General features: G+C 59.3%; 12 protein-coding genes and 1 pseudogene. 5 read left to right on the forward strand and 8 right to left on the reverse strand.

Annotation, left to right across the window (positions count from 1 at the left end):
- The first annotated feature begins 139 nt into the window (after positions 1-139).
- On the forward strand, positions 140-622 hold the full coding sequence (gene eco / locus KGA82_RS17665; protein WP_223451592.1) for a serine protease inhibitor ecotin: 483 nt from the start codon (positions 140-142) through the stop codon (positions 620-622).
- Between the two features lie 165 nt (positions 623-787).
- On the opposite strand, the pseudogene ilvA reads toward eco, so the two are convergent.
- A pseudogene (ilvA, locus tag KGA82_RS17670) lies at positions 788-1,789 on the reverse strand (threonine ammonia-lyase, biosynthetic); the annotation flags it as partial.
- Positions 1,790-2,036: 247 nt separating this feature from the next.
- On the opposite strand from ilvA, the gene KGA82_RS17675 reads away from it, so the two are divergent.
- Positions 2,037-2,372 carry a DUF2834 domain-containing protein gene (locus tag KGA82_RS17675; protein WP_223451595.1) on the forward strand — a complete coding sequence of 112 codons (336 nt, stop codon included), beginning with the start codon at positions 2,037-2,039 and terminating at the stop codon, positions 2,370-2,372.
- Positions 2,373-2,515: 143 nt separating this feature from the next.
- Here KGA82_RS17675 and KGA82_RS17680 read toward each other — a convergent pair whose 3' ends face one another.
- Together KGA82_RS17680 and KGA82_RS17685 are read right to left on the reverse strand one after the other, a co-directional pair.
- Positions 2,516-3,439 (reverse strand): magnesium transporter CorA family protein, encoded by a 924-nt coding sequence (locus KGA82_RS17680; protein WP_008044231.1) that lies wholly within the window; start codon positions 3,437-3,439, stop codon positions 2,516-2,518.
- A gap of 7 nt (positions 3,440-3,446) precedes the next feature.
- A complete protein-coding gene (locus KGA82_RS17685) occupies positions 3,447-5,021 on the reverse strand; it encodes a RimK family protein (protein WP_223451596.1) in 1,575 nt (524 codons plus the stop codon).
- A gap of 92 nt (positions 5,022-5,113) precedes the next feature.
- Here KGA82_RS17685 and rimI point away from each other — a divergent pair, with 92 nt between their 5' ends.
- Positions 5,114-6,214 carry a ribosomal protein S18-alanine N-acetyltransferase gene (gene rimI / locus KGA82_RS17690; RefSeq protein WP_223451597.1) on the forward strand — a complete coding sequence of 367 codons (1,101 nt, stop codon included), beginning with the start codon at positions 5,114-5,116 and terminating at the stop codon, positions 6,212-6,214.
- 134 nt (positions 6,215-6,348) lie between these two features.
- Here rimI and KGA82_RS17695 read toward each other — a convergent pair whose 3' ends face one another.
- From KGA82_RS17695 to lpxO, 3 genes are all read right to left on the reverse strand, one after another.
- Positions 6,349-7,500, reverse strand: a complete 1,152-nt coding sequence (locus KGA82_RS17695) for a PQQ-dependent sugar dehydrogenase (protein WP_223451598.1) — start codon at positions 7,498-7,500, stop codon at positions 6,349-6,351.
- A gap of 51 nt (positions 7,501-7,551) precedes the next feature.
- Entirely contained in the window at positions 7,552-7,908 is a 357-nt protein-coding gene (locus KGA82_RS17700) for a hypothetical protein (RefSeq protein ID WP_223451599.1), read from the reverse strand.
- Between the two features lie 160 nt (positions 7,909-8,068).
- The gene (gene lpxO, locus KGA82_RS17705) at positions 8,069-8,968 is read right to left on the reverse strand and encodes a lipid A hydroxylase LpxO (RefSeq protein WP_223451613.1); all 900 of its coding nucleotides are present in this window, start codon (positions 8,966-8,968) and stop codon (positions 8,069-8,071) included.
- A gap of 494 nt (positions 8,969-9,462) precedes the next feature.
- Between lpxO and KGA82_RS17710 the strand changes: the two genes are divergently transcribed.
- Together KGA82_RS17710 and KGA82_RS17715 are read left to right on the forward strand one after the other, a co-directional pair.
- On the forward strand, positions 9,463-11,052 hold the full coding sequence (locus tag KGA82_RS17710) for an ABC-F family ATPase (protein WP_008026595.1): 1,590 nt from the start codon (positions 9,463-9,465) through the stop codon (positions 11,050-11,052).
- Positions 11,053-11,327: 275 nt separating this feature from the next.
- On the forward strand, positions 11,328-12,515 hold the full coding sequence (locus tag KGA82_RS17715; protein ID WP_223451618.1) for an MFS transporter: 1,188 nt from the start codon (positions 11,328-11,330) through the stop codon (positions 12,513-12,515).
- A gap of 281 nt (positions 12,516-12,796) precedes the next feature.
- Here the strand turns inward: KGA82_RS17715 and KGA82_RS17720 are convergent, their stop codons facing one another.
- Both KGA82_RS17720 and KGA82_RS17725 read right to left on the reverse strand, forming a co-directional pair.
- Positions 12,797-13,834, reverse strand: a complete 1,038-nt coding sequence (locus KGA82_RS17720; RefSeq protein WP_223451619.1) for an alpha/beta hydrolase family protein — start codon at positions 13,832-13,834, stop codon at positions 12,797-12,799.
- Between the two features lie 257 nt (positions 13,835-14,091).
- Positions 14,092-14,703 (reverse strand): FMN-dependent NADH-azoreductase, encoded by a 612-nt coding sequence (locus tag KGA82_RS17725; RefSeq protein ID WP_008043774.1) that lies wholly within the window; start codon positions 14,701-14,703, stop codon positions 14,092-14,094.
- Positions 14,704-14,807 lie beyond the last annotated feature (104 nt).

Raw genomic sequence — 14,807 nt, forward strand, 5'->3', positions numbered from 1 at the left:
GCAGTCTGCATGAACGCAGGTTCTCGCCCCTGCAAATTGCAACCTGATGAGTCCGGGTTTGCATTGGCCGCCCATGGCAGTAAAAATGCGGCCACTCCCTTTAACATCCGCTGACCCTACTCACACGCAAGGAGGCATCATGGGTTCATTGACCCGAATCACTACCGTCGGCCTGATTGTTGCCGGGCTATCGACCGTTGTTCACGCGGCGAAACTCGAAGACGTTGCACCGTTTCCCAAAGCCGAAAACGGCTTCACCCGCCAGGTCATTCACCTCGCCCCACAAGCAAGTGAAGACAACTACCAGGTCGAAATTCTCGCGGGCAAGACCTTGACCGTTGACTGCAATCGCCAACGCCTGGGCGGTATGCTCGAGGAGAAAAACCTCGAAGGCTGGGGCTACCCGTTCTACCGACTGGAAAAAGTGATCGGCCCGATGAGCACGCTGATGGCCTGCCCGGATGGCAAAAGCAAACAGGACTTCGTCCCGGTGGTCGGTGACGGCTTCAGGTTGCGTTACAACAGCAAGCTGCCGATCGTGCTGTATGTGCCCAAGGACGTTGAAGTGCGCTATCGGATTTGGTCGGCGTCGAGCACGGTCGAAAAAGCTGTTCAGGAATAATCCCCGCCCAAATGCAAAACCTGTAGGAGCAAGCTTGCTCGCGATAGCGGACTTTCAGCCACCAGATGTGTTGAATGTACAACCGTCATCGCGAGCAGGCTCGCTCCCACAGGGGGAACGGGTGATCGATTAGCGCCCAGCGCCCGCTCACGCTTACGCTGGGGCGTCGCTCAATGCAGCGCGCTCGGCGACGTGGCGCAAGCTGTCGAAGTTGATGTTGGCGCCGGAGTCGATGGCCACCAGCGTCTGACCACGCACGCCAGTCTGCGCCACGTACTTCTTGATGCCCGCCACGGCCAACGCGCCGGAAGGTTCGGTGATCGAGCGGGTATCGTCGTAGATGTTCTTGATCGCCGCGCAGAGTTCGTCATTGCTGACGGTCAGCACCTCATCCACGCAAAACCGGCAGACCTCGAAACCATAAGCGCCGATCTGCGCGACAGCGACGCCATCGGCGAATGTGCCGACGTTGGGCAGGACAACACGCTCATCTGCCTGTAAGGCGGCGCGCAGACACGCGGAATGTTCCGACTCGACGCCAATGATGCGGATTTCAGGTCGCAGGTATTTGACGTACGCGGCGATGCCCGCGATCAGGCCGCCACCGCCCACCGGCACGAAGATCGCGTCGAGCGCTCCTTGGTGCTGACGGAGGATTTCCATGGCGACGGTGCCCTGCCCCGCGATCACGTCCGGGTCGTCGAAGGGCGAAACGAAGGGGCGGCCGGTTTGTTCTGCCAGGTTCAAGGCGTACGCCAGGGCAAACGGAAAACTCTCCCCGTGCAGCACGGCATCGGCACCGCGGCTGCGCACTCCAAGCACCTTCAATTCCGGTGTGGTGGCGGGCATGACGATGGTCGCGGCGATCCCCAATTCACGCGCCGCCAATGCCACGCCCTGGGCATGGTTGCCTGCCGAGGCGGTGATCACACCGCGCGCCTTCTGCTCATCGCTCAATTGCACCAGTTTGTTGTAGGCGCCACGGATCTTGAAGGAAAAGGTCGGCTGCAAGTCTTCGCGTTTCAACAGGATCTGATTGCCGAGGGCTTCGGACAGCGCCGGCGCGGCTTGCAACGGCGTGCGTACCGCCAGTTCGTACACCGGCGCGGCGAGGATCTTTTTGACGTAATGCTCAAGCAAGCTCTGCTGGGCGGGTGTGCTGTTCATGGTCGTCTCCTGACGTTGATCAGAACCCAAGAGACAGAAAGTAAAAACCCGCCTCTAGGGCGGGTTGGGTGCTGCAGTCGTGAGCTAGCCCGCCAAATAAGGAATGACGGTAATAATGCTTGGCTGGCAGCGCAATACGGTGGAAGTCATGGCTGGAAATTAGCCGGGCACGACAGGCAAGTCAATGGCCAAATTTTCCCGGCCTGTGTAGGCTCGCTGTTCTGCTCATCGTCCAAGGAAGGAAACCATGAAGTCCATCGCCCTGCCCCTGATTGCCCTGCTCGCCTTCGCTGGCTACACCGTTGCGGTGATGCTCCAGGCGGAACAATCGTTGATCGAATTTGGCATCAGCCTGATGTCGCGACCTGATACGGCGCAGGTGGTGATTGATCTTTACCTGCTGGCGACGCTGGCCGGGGTGTGGATGTACAGCGATGCGCGCAAGCGTGGGCAGTCGGCATTGTCCGTCATTCCCTATCTATTGCTCACCGCGATTTTTGTATCGATTGGGCCGTTGTTGTATCTGGTGGTTCGCGGGTTGCAGGATCGGAAGAGGTCTGTGGGTGCCACGCAAGAAGTCTGATCCTGAGTGTGTGGTGGTGTTGAGGCCGCCATCGCCAGCAAGCCGGCTCCTACAAGAGATTTGTGTTGAACAGGAAACCTGAGTTCAACCCGGACCATTGTGGGAGCGAGCCTGCTCGCGATCACGGCCTGACATTCACCACATCATTTGGCCAAACGCCTGAGCCCCAACACCATCACTCCCGCCCCTAGCATCATCGCCGTCAAAAATAATGGATACGACACCCACCACGGCGTCCCCGCCGTCATCATGCTGAACTCTGACATACCGCCGATGCTCGCAATCAGGTTCAGCGGCAGAAACACCACGTTGATCAGCGTCAGTTTGCGCAGCAGGTTGTTCATGCTGTTGTTCATCAGGTTGCCCCGGGCGTCGATCAGCCCGGAGAACACCGTGGAATAGATTTCCGCCTGTTTGTAGCACTGGTTGTTTTCAATGATCAGGTCGTCGATCAGGCCGATGGCCTCGGCACCGAAGTGCTCCTTTTCCGCGTGGTTGCGCAGCCGGGTCAGGACCGCGCCGTTGCTGTGAATCGCATTGATGTAATAGATCAGGCTTTCACTGAGGTTGAACATCTGGATCAGGTGCTGGTTCTGCATCGACGCGTTGAATTTCTGCTGCAACTCCCGCGCAACCAGCTTGATCACCTTGAGGTGGCCCAGGTAGTGATGGATGTTGTTGAACAGCAGATCCAGCAGCACATCCAGCGGCGTGTTCAGTTTCTGCCGGGTGCCGAGCCCATGCAGCGGCGAATCGTCGGTGGCGATCACCAGCAAACGCTGGGTAGAAAACAGCAAGCCGCAGGACGACACTTCAAAAGCCAGGCTGCCGGCGCCGGAGTAGTTCTCCGGGCGCTTCCAGATCAGGAACAGGTTGTCGGGGTGAAACTCGATGCGCGATACCTCGTCCGGGTCCAGCGCCGACGCCAGGGCGTGTTCATCAAGTTTGAAATGGCTGTGCAGCAAGTCGCGCTCGGCCGCATCGGGGTTGCTGAACAGCATCACTTCGGCGTCCAGCCGTTCGACCGCATGCAGCACGCCGTGGGTCAGTTGGAAGCTCTTGATCATCGGCCGATCACCAGGCCTGGCCGCGGCGTTTGAGTTCCAGTCGGCGGACGAATTCTTCCAGCACCAACGAGTACAAATCGTCCTGCAGATACGCGTCTTCGATGCCGGCATCCATGTTCGGGTTGTCGTTGACCTCGATGACCACCACCTTGTCGCCGGACTGCTTGAGGTCGACGCCGTAGAGGCCGTCGCCGATGAGGTTCGCGGTTTTCACCGCCAGTTCCACCACCGCACGCGGTGCTTCGTGAATTGCCAGCGTACGGCATTCGCCGTTGATGTCCTGCCCCTTGGCCTTGTGGTTGTAGATCTGCCAATGGCCCTTGGACATGAAGTACTGGCAGGCAAAGATCGGTTTGCGGTTGAGCACGCCGATGCGCCAGTCGTACTCGGTGTAGAAGAACTCCTGAGCCAGCAACAGCACCGAGTGTTCGAACAGTTCGGCGGTCGCTTCGAGCAAGGCTTGCTGGCTTTCGACCTTTATCACGCCACGGGAGAAACAGCCGTCGGGAATCTTCAACACCAGCGGAAAGCCCAGGCGCTCGCCGACCCGTTCGAAGTCTTCCGGTCGTTCCTTGTAGAGGATTTCGGTGGCGGGCATGCCCAATTGATGGCTATTGAGCAGGTCGGTCAGGTAGACCTTGTTGGTGCAGCGCAGGATCGATGCCGGATCATCCATCACCACCAGCCCTTCGCTCTCGGCTTTTTTCGCGAAACGGTAGGTATGGTTGTCGACGCTTGTGGTCTCGCGGATCAACAGCCCGTCGTATTCGGCGATGCGTGCGTAGTCCTTGCGCTCGATCAGCTCCACATCAATGCCCAAGGTCTTGCCCACGCGTACGAAATTTTCCAGCGCCTTGGGGTTGGACGGCGGCAACGCTTCCTGCGGATCGTGCAGGATCGCCAGGTCATAACGGGCCAGGCGCCGCGACCGTGGCACGCGCCAGATCTTGCGGCTGAACGTGTCGAGTGAGTGGGCGAACTGATCTTCCTGATCTTCGCGCAACTTGTGCAAGGCGCCAGACTTTATCCCTTCGATGTGCCAGCCGTTAGTTCGACGAAATTCAACTAACAATATCGGACACGGAAACACTTCAAACAACTGCCGCGCCAAATCCTGCAACGGCTCTATATGTGTCTTGCCAAAATACAGGGTCAGGGTAAAACCTTCGGTATCACTGTAAAGGTGATGACTGAGGGCTTTTTCCAGGGTTTTATCCAGGTCATCCAGCGCCAGACCGTACAGGGCTTTGCGCGTCAGTTCGCTGATGGTGCGCACCGATGGAATAACCTTGTGCCCCCGCGCCTCGGCCAGCAGCGAGCAGTAGTAACCGTGCCCCAGGTACTTGTAGCTGCGACACAGGTTGATCACCTGGACCCGTTTGCCCTGCTCGTTGTCGCGGGTCTGCTCGAGGTATTCCTGAGCCGTGACGATGTCTTCGCTGGGAAAGTAGGACGCCCAGTCTTCCTTGCGTTCGACGATGATAATCAACTGACTTGAAGTTCTAACCGTGTCATTTAAATAAGTTGCTGCCGGCAAACTTTGCTCGGATACTTCGCGCCAATGACCTTGTACCGCTGACATAGTGATTGATCCGTTGGAGAACAAGACCTTTCCTATTAAGCACGAACCTTTTCGAAAGTCCCGTTTCGTTACGCAACTTTTACGGCGGTCATATGAATCCTGTCTTTCGCTTGGCGGTAGTTGAAGACTTACCCGCGTTGCTGGCACTCGAACAGCAATGTTTCACCACGGACCGGCTCACCAGCCGCAGCTTTCAATGGATGATCACCCGCGCTCACGGACGACTGCTGGTGGCCCAGCGTGGCGAGCAATTGCTGGGTTACGCGGTGGTGTTGTTTCACCGGGGCACATCGCTGGCGCGGCTCTACTCGATTGCCATCGCCGAACAGGCTCGCGGCAGTGGGCTCGGCAAGCAATTGCTGGAACGCATCGAGGCCTGCGCCCTGGAACACGACTGCGCGTACCTGCGGCTGGAAGTGCGCATCGACAACCTCGCCGCCATCGCCCTGTATGAGCGCAACGGTTACCGGCGCTTCGCGCTGATCCATGATTATTACCAGGACCATGCCGATGCGCTGCGCCTGGAAAAACGCATCCTTCAGCACCATGACTCGCGCAATATCAACGTGCCCTGGTACGCCCAGACCACCGATTTCACCTGCGGCCCCGCGTGCCTGTTGATGGCCATGGGCGCACTGCAAGCCGGTCGCATGCTGGAGCGCCGCGAAGAACTGCAGATCTGGCGCGAAGCAACCACCGTGTTCATGACCTCTGGCCACGGCGGTTGCAGCCCTCAAGGCCTGGCTTTGGCGGCGGCGCGACGCGGTTTTCGTGTGCGCCTGCAAGTGAGCATGGCCGGGCCGTTGTTTCTCGATGGCGTGCGCGATGAGCATAAAAAAGACGTCATGCGCCTGGTGCACGAGGAGTTCATGGCTCAATTGGGAACGACCGACGTCGAACAGGTGCTCGGTGGTCCGCTGGACCTGCCACGGTTACTGAACGACGGCGGCCAGCCGCTGGTGCTGATCAGCAGTTACCGGCTGACCCGTTCCAAGTCGCCGCACTGGGTGATCGTCACCGATTGCGATGAGGAATTTGTGTACCTGCACGACCCGGATGTCGACCATAGCCAGCATCGTCAGCCCATGGACTGCCAACATTTGCCGGTCAGCCATGGGGAGTTCGAGAAGATGTGCAGTTTCGGGCGCGGCAAGTTGCGGGCGGCGGTGATTCTTTATCAGGGCTCGATGTAGCAGTTGACGGAACCTGTGGGAGCGAGCCTGCTCGCGATGGGGCCTTACCAATCAACATAGATGTTGGCCATAAGTCCGCTATCGCGAGCAGGCTCGCTCCCACAAGTTTTCGCCAGCGGCTACAGGAATTGTGTTTATTTCAGCCCGACCTTGTACAACACGCCATCATCCTCATCGGTGAGCACATACAAATACCCGTCCGGCCCCTGCCGCACGTCGCGGATGCGTTTGTTCAGCTCGCCCATCAAACGCTCTTCGTGAACCACCCGGTCGCCGTCCAACTGCAGGCGTATCAACTCCTGACTGACCAGCGCACCGATGAACACGTTGTGCTGCCACGCCTTGAAGCGGTCAGCGTCGTAAAACGCCATACCGCTCAGGCCGGGAGATTTTTCCCAGATGTGGCGCGGTGCAACAGTGCCTTCGGCAGCCTTGCCCGTAGCTTCCGGGATCGGTTGACCGGAGTAGTTGATGCCATGGGTCGCCAGCGGCCAGCCGTAATTCTTGCCACGTTCGATGATGTTGATCTCGTCACCGCCGCGCGGGCCGTGTTCGTTTTCCCAGAGCACGCCGGTCCAGGGATTGAGCGCCGCGCCTTGTGGATTGCGCTGGCCATACGACCAGATTTCCGGACGCACGCCCGTCTGGCCGACAAAGGGGTTGTCGTCGGGCACCGTGCCGTCCGGGTAGATCCGCACGACCTTGCCTTGCAGCTTGTCCAGATCTTGCGCGGTTGGCCGGTCATTGTTCTCGCCGAGGGTGATGAACAGGTAGCCGTCACGGTCGAACACCAGTCGCGAACCAAAGTGATTGCCGACCGAGAGTTTGGGCTCCTGACGGAAGATCACTTTGAAATTCCTGATCGCCGTCAGGTCTTGCGACAGTTGCCCGCGACCGACCGCCGTACCGGCCTTGTTCCCCTCGCCGCCACCTTCGGCGTAGGACAGATAGACCGTACGGTCCTGTTTGAAATCGGGCGACAGCACCACATCGAGCAGACCACCCTGCCCTTTGGCCCAGACCTTCGGTACGCCACTGAGCGGTGCCGAAAGTTTGCCGTCGACGCTGACCACGCGCAGGTTGCCGGGCCGTTCGGTCACCAGCATCCCTTGGCGATCCGGCAGAAAAGCCAAGGCCCACGGGTGATCCAGCCCCTTGGCGATGGGCGTGACCTCAAGGGTGCCCTGTTCACTTTTCAGCGTTTGCACGGACGCCGCGAAAACCGGTGCGGCGGCGCTGATCAGGGCGCTGGCGCAAACGGTAGCCAGGAGGGTTTTACGCAACATGCACGATTCCTTTTGTCGTCTGAATGGCTGGCAAGACGTGCGTCCTGCTGCTCAACGGTTGCTGGTGCCTGCGTCCCGAGGGGGTGGATTAGGGATGAATTTCGGTGGACTGACAGGCGCAGACCGATCCTGGGGATAGCGGTTGCCAATGCCGCCGTTGTCCAGCGTCGGTGGCCGCGGAACGGGAACCGTGTTCGGCCCGCGGATGGCCGGCGCACTGGGTTGTGTGCCTTGCATGCTATTGGGGTTGGCCCGGCGAATCGGGCTGTTGTAAGGATTGCTGGTGGCGCCCGTCGGGCTCTGGGCCAACAGCATCGGGAATGCGGATAACCGGGTCTCGGCCTGGGCCAGTTGGCTCAGCACGCCCGTCAATGCCATCGTGATGATGCCAAACGCTAATCGGTTCATGGCCAGCCTCTCGAGGTGATACTGCCTTCGATAGCACGCTACGCCGAGGGTTCGGATTTGTTAACCAAAACCATGTAACACGAAGTTGATCCCCTGCCAGGACTGGCTGGTACGCCGCTGAAAACTTTGCGCCGGGCCATGGGCAGCCGCGACGCGTCAATCAGATCCAGACAAAAATCGCCAGCAACCCGGCAAAAATCGCCCACTTCTCCAGGTAATAGAGTGTGCGGTTGCGCTTCTTCAACGCTTTGCCGCGCAGGCGAATCTTGTAGATTCTGGTGAACAGTCGATTGATGCCACCCGTCTTGTCGCCCGCTTCGTTCGGTGCACCGGCCGCCGACATCACGTTACGACTGAACCAGCCATTGAACGCCGCCGCCCAGCGATACTTCATGGGGCGCTCGATGTCGCAGAACAAAATGATGCGGTTCTGCTGCGTAGTGTTTTCGGCGTAATGAATGAAGGTTTCGTCGAACATCACCGCTTCACCGTCACGCCAGTGATAGTTCTCGCCATCGACGTTGATGTAGCAACCGGCGTCGTTCGGCGTCTCCAGGCCCAGGTGATAACGGTAGGAACCGGCATACGGGTCGCGGTGACGTACCAGTTTCGAACCGGGCGGCAGTTCGGCGAACATCGCCGCCTTGATCGAACCGATGCTCTGCACCAGTTCGGTGGTGCGCGGGCAAAGCTTCATTGCCGAAGGATGACTGTCGCCGTACCACTTCAAGTAGAAGCGCTTCCAGCCGGTTTTGAAGAACGAGTTGAAGCCGACGTCGTCGTACTGGTTCGAGCGCTTGATCTCACCCGCCTTGAGCAGGTTCTGACCTTCGGCGCGGATTTCTTCCCAATGGGTCTGCAACGGGCTCAGGTCCGGGAAGTCGGCCGGATCGAGATACGGTTTGTTGGGAATTTTCGAGAACAGGTACAGGAAGCAATTGATCGGCGCGAGAAACGTCGAGTGATCGCTCAGTTGGCGGCCCAGCTTGTGGCGCACCCGACCGCGCAGGTGGACGTACGCAATCGATACAACATAAATAGCGGCAATGATGAGTTTCACGGAAATCGTCACACGTCAGAAGTGAACAAACTGCGTCCCCTGACAGGCCCGACGGCCCAAGGGTCTTGTGCAGCGTCTGAATACGAAACAGCGTCCCTGAGGCGCGTCCTTGAGCATGCCGGCGGTCGGCATCCGGTTGAAAGATGGCATTTTAGCCACGAGTTGTAACAAATAGTTAGCGTTCAACTGTGAAAATCTGTCCACTTGTACCGCCAAAGCACCCGTGCGGCCTCAACGCCCTATCGTTTAAAGAGCCAGACCAGTACAATCGCCGCCAAACATTACGCGCCCCCCTTGGTTGATGACGGGACTGAACCCCGTCTCAGCGCACTTCGACTCGGGCCAAGCGCTCCAACTGCTGCTGTCCACTTATTGCCAGATGGACCTTCCGCTTCTGATCGGGATGTATTTCCCGTGGTTTGAATACCGGAAACGGGTACTGAATCGGTACTGCCGCAACCCTAGCTACTCTGAATGCTTCGCAGGAAAAACCTTTGATCTCTACAGCTAACATCACGATGCAGTTCGGCGCCAAGCCGCTATTCGAAAACGTTTCGGTCAAATTCGGCGCGGGCAACCGCTACGGCTTGATCGGCGCCAACGGCTGCGGCAAGTCGACTTTCATGAAAATCCTCGGTGGCGACCTCGAGCCTTCCGGCGGTCAGGTCATGCTCGAGCCGAACGTGCGTCTGGGTAAATTGCGCCAGGACCAGTTCGCCTACGAAGAATTCACCGTGATCGACACCGTGATCATGGGTCACGAAGAACTGTGGAAGGTTAAAGCCGAGCGCGACCGCATCTACTCGCTGCCGGAAATGACCGAAGAAGACGGCATGGCCGTGGCCGAGCTGGAAACCGAGTTCGCCGAAATGGACGGCTACACCGCCGAATCCCGCGCCGGCGAACTGTTGCTGGGCCTGGGTATCGGCATCGAGCAGCACTTTGGCCCGATGAGCGAGGTTTCCCCAGGCTGGAAACTCCGTGTATTGCTGGCGCAGGCGCTGTTCTCCGATCCTGAAGTGCTGTTGCTCGACGAACCGACCAACCACCTGGACATCAACACCATCCGCTGGCTGGAAAACGTGCTGACCCAGCGCTCCAGCCTGATGATCATCATCTCTCACGACCGTCACTTCCTGAACAGCGTGTGCACCCACATGGCTGACCTGGATTACGGCGAGCTGCGCCTGTTCCCGGGCAACTACGACGAGTACATGACCGTGGCGACCCAGTCCCGCGAGCAACTGCTGTCGGACAACGCCAAGAAGAAGGCTCAGATTTCCGAGCTGCAATCGTTCGTCAGCCGCTTCTCGGCCAACGCCTCGAAAGCCAAGCAGGCCACTTCCCGCGCCAAGGCGATCGACAAGATCCAGCTGGCCGAGGTCAAGCCTTCGAGCCGTGTGAGCCCGTTCATCCGCTTCGAACAAACCAAGAAGCTGCACCGTCAAGCGGTCATCGTCGAGGGCATGGCCAAAGGCTTCGACGGCAAGACACTCTTCAAGGACTTCAGCTTCCAGGTTGAAGCTGGCGAGCGCGTTGCGATCATCGGCCCGAACGGTATCGGTAAAACCACCCTGCTGCGCACCCTGGTCAACGAACTGACCCCGGATGCCGGCACCGTGAAGTGGACCGACGCCGCGGAACTGGGCTACTACGCCCAGGACCACGCGCACGACTTCGAAGACGACTGCAACCTGTTCGACTGGATGGGCCAGTGGACCCAGGGCGGCGAGCAACTGGTTCGCGGCACCCTCGGCCGCATGCTGTTCTCCAACGACGAGATTCTGAAGTCGGTCAAGGTCATCTCCGGTGGTGAGCAAGGTCGCATGCTGTTCGGCAAGCTGATCCTGCAAAAACCGAACGTGCTGATCATGGACGAACCGACCAACCACTTGGACATGGAATCCATCGAGGCGCTGAACCTGGCGCTGGAGAACTATCCGGGCACGCTGATCTTCGTCAGCCACGACCGTGAGTTCGTATCGTCGCTGGCCACCCGCATCATCGAGTTGAGCCCTAGCGGCGTGATCGACTTCAGCGGTACCTACGATGACTACCTGCGTAGTCAGGGCGTTGTGTTCTAAGCGTTCGCTATAAATGAAAAGCCCTGTCCATGTGACGGGGCTTTTTGCATTTCAGGGGCAGTGATTCGCTGGTGCTCAGGACCTCTTCGCGGGCAAGCCTCGCTCCTACAGTGTTTTTTGTCGATCCCGAAATTCGCGTACGACTCGATACTGTAGGAGCGAGGCTTGCCCGCGAAGAGGCCCTCGGCCTCAACGAATATAGTTAGCCTGCTTTCTTTTATTCCACACCCGCGCCATGATGGACCTCTCCCACCGCCGCCCGCGAACGAGCCCTCATGTCTGCGCAGCAACTGCCACCGCAAAGCTCCATGGCGATCACCCTGCAGATCGTCTCCATCGTTTTCTATACCTTTATTGCCTTCCTTTGCATCGGCCTGCCGATTGCTGTGTTGCCGGGTTATGTCCACGAACAGCTCGGGTTCAGCGCCGTCGTCGCAGGGCTGACCATCGGTTCGCAATACCTCGCCACCCTGCTCAGCCGCCCGATGGCCGGGCGCATGTCGGACAGCATCGGCACGAAACGATCGATTGTTTACGGGTTGGCGGGGATTGTCTTGAGCGGCGCGCTGACGTTGCTGTCGACGCTGCTGCAAAGCTTTCCGTTGACGAGCCTGTTGATCCTGATCGCCGGCCGTTTGTTGCTGGGCATCGCGCAGGGCTTGATCGGCGTCGGCACCATCAGTTGGTGCATGGGCCAGGTCGGCGCGGAACACACCGCGCGCTCGATCTCGTGGAATGGCATCGCGTCCTACGGCGCCATCGCGATCGGTGCGCCATTGGGCGTCGTGATGGTGGCCGCGTATGGTTTTGCCAGCCTGGGCATCGCGCTGTCATTGTTGGCTGCGTTGGCGCTGCTGCTGATCCGCAATAAACCTTCGGTGCCAGTGGTTCGCGGTGAGCGCCTGCCGTTCTGGGCGGTGTTCGGGCGCATTGCGCCGTTCGGCGCGAGTTTGAGCCTGGCGTCGATCGGCTACGGCACGTTGACCACCTTTATTACCCTGTATTACGTCAACCGCGGCTGGACCGGCGCCGCGTACTGCCTGACGGTGTTCGGTGTCTGCTTCATTCTCGCGCGACTGCTGTTCATTTCCAGCATCAGTCGTTTTGGTGGATTCACCTCGGCGATTGTCTGCATGAGCATTGAAACAGTGGGCCTGGTGCTGCTGTGGCTCGCGCCGTCGACCGATTTCGCCCTGATTGGCGCGGGTCTGGCCGGGTTTGGCCTGTCGCTGGTGTACCCGGCGCTGGGGGTAGAAGCCATTAAACAGGTGCCCAATTCCAGTCGCGGCGCAGGCTTGAGTGCTTACGCGGTGTTTTTCGATCTGGCGCTGGCGATTGCCGGACCGCTGATGGGCGCGGTGGCGTTGAATATGGGGTACTCGTGGATTTTCTTCAGTGCGGCAATGTTGTCGATCACCGGCCTGGCCCTGACCCTGCTACTGAAACGCCGCGCTACAGCCTGATCAACACAAACCTTGCTGGCGATGGCGATTTAATGGGCGCCATCGCCAGCAAGCCGGCTCCTACAGATTCGGGGATGACTGGGTTTGTGGGTGCGCCGCAAGACCTGTAGGAGCCCGGCTTGCTGGCGATGGCGATTTCATGGGCGCCATCGCCAGCAAGCCGGCTCCTACGGACTCGGGGATGTTGGGGTTGGTGGGTGCGCCGCAGGACCTGTAGGAGCCCGGCTTGCTGGCGATGGCGATTTCATGGGTGCCATCGCCAGCAAGCCGTGGCGTGAGACCTATTGATCGGCGGTTTGCATGCCGGCGCGGGTCGGTTTGCCCAGTGCGTGGGAGAAGAAGCGCCCCGCTTCGGAGATCATGTTGCGGTGGATGTCCTCGCGGTCGACACCATCGGCATCGGTGCACAGCGCCGGCATCGCCCTGATCTGTTCTTCGTTGCACGGTGCCATGAACACGAAGTGACCTGCCCCGGCCAGTAGCTTGAAGTCCGGTGCGGTTGGCAGTTTGCGCGCCAGCGCGGCGGCGTTTTTGTCGAAGGCCACCAGTTTGTCGCCGTCACCGCTATATAACAGCACCGGCACATGCACGTCGGCCAGGGTATGGCGACCGAATTTCAGGCTCAACGGCGCCATCAGCAGCAGCGCGTGCACCCGTGGATCCGCCACCGGTTGCAGGTCATCACGGTCGACAATCAGTTCGCCCTGGGTGTTGCAGGCATCGTGGTCGTCCGGACGTTCCTGGCAATAGCGACGCAGACGATCCAGATCCGGCGTCGCCCCCGACAGAATCAGCGCCGTCTCCCCGCCGGCCGAATATCCGATAACCCCCACCTGATCGGCATTGACGAACGGCGCGAGCATACGGTCGCCCAGGGTCGCGGTAATGGCCTCGGAAATCTGGATCGGCCGCCCATACAAGTTGCTCAAGGTACCGAGGCGGCTGTGGTCTTTGGAGTTGTCGCCGGGATGGATCACCGCCACCACCACAAAACCCTTACGCGCCAGCGATGTGGCGAGGTCGTGCAGGGCCAGCGGGGTTCCGGTGTTGCCGTGGGACAGCATCAGCATCGGGAAGCGGCCAATGGCGACGCGGGTGTCTTCGCCCGCTTCGACCGTGTAGCCCTCGAGTTTACTGGAGTGTTCGCGGTCGCTGGAGGGGTAGAACGCGATGGCGCGCATCGGTTGCAGGTCCAGTGGGTCGAGAAAACTCATCTCATGGAAACCGACGCTCCAGTGAGGATGTGGCGCAGGCGCGGCGTGCACTGAATTCAGGCTGCTGAGCAGGCAAATCAGTAACGTTGCCCAAAGACGCACCATGGGATGCCCCACCTTTGTTACTTGACCGGGAAGCCCGTTCTCCATCGATTACCGAGGAAGCGGCCTTGTACCAGCAATTGCGGCCACCAAGGTCGTTACAGAACGGGGACGTTAAACCCTCGACTGCATAACCTGGGCCACAACATGAAAGATTACGCAATGATCAGAAACAAAAAACTCCGTATCTGACCTTGCGGGATCAGAATACAGAGTTTTTTGGGGTGTTGCCCGAGCTGATTTACAACTTTACGCAAGCCTTACGCAGCAGCGAACAGTTGCTCGCTGATCTGAGTGCGAGCAGCGCTCATGGCTTTGGTGCGCACTTCATCACCGTACGCCAGGCCTTCGGCACGGACGAATTCAATGTCGGTGATGCCGAGGAAGCCGAACAGCAACTTCAAATACTCTTCGTGCGCAACGCCACTCGCCTGACCTGCGTGCAAACCGCCGGCAGTCGACACGATCACGACTTTCTTGCCACCGCACAGGCCTTCAGGGCCGGCTTCGGTGTAGCGGAAAGTCTGGCCGGCAACGGCGATGCGGTCGATCCAGGCCTTGAGTTGGGTCGGGATGGTGAAGTTGTACATCGGTGCTGCGATGACGACGGCATCGGCGGCGAGGAATTCGGCCAGTGTCGAGGCGCTCAGTTCGGCTTCGTGCTGCTGGGCGGCGTTGCGCAGTTCAGCGGAGGTGCCGGCGGCGACCAGGGTCGTGGCGGAAAAATGGCTGATGGCATCGCTGGCCAGGTCGCGGTAGGTCACGACGGCGGTCGGCTCGGCAGCTTGCCAGGCGCTGACGACTTCGCGGCTCAGCTGACGGGAAGCCGAGTTGTCACCAAGAATGCTCGAATCGATATGCAGCAGTTTCATATGGGATCTCCAGGTGAGGACCGCCACGAGGCGATCTGATGGAGACAATCCTACAGACGAAACCAATAGCTGATTAGACCGCAACAATGCGATAGTTCGTCTCA

It is taken from the genome of Pseudomonas sp. BF-RE-22, from assembly GCF_019956155.1.
Taxonomy (GTDB): Bacteria; Pseudomonadota; Gammaproteobacteria; order Pseudomonadales; family Pseudomonadaceae; genus Aquipseudomonas; species Aquipseudomonas migulae.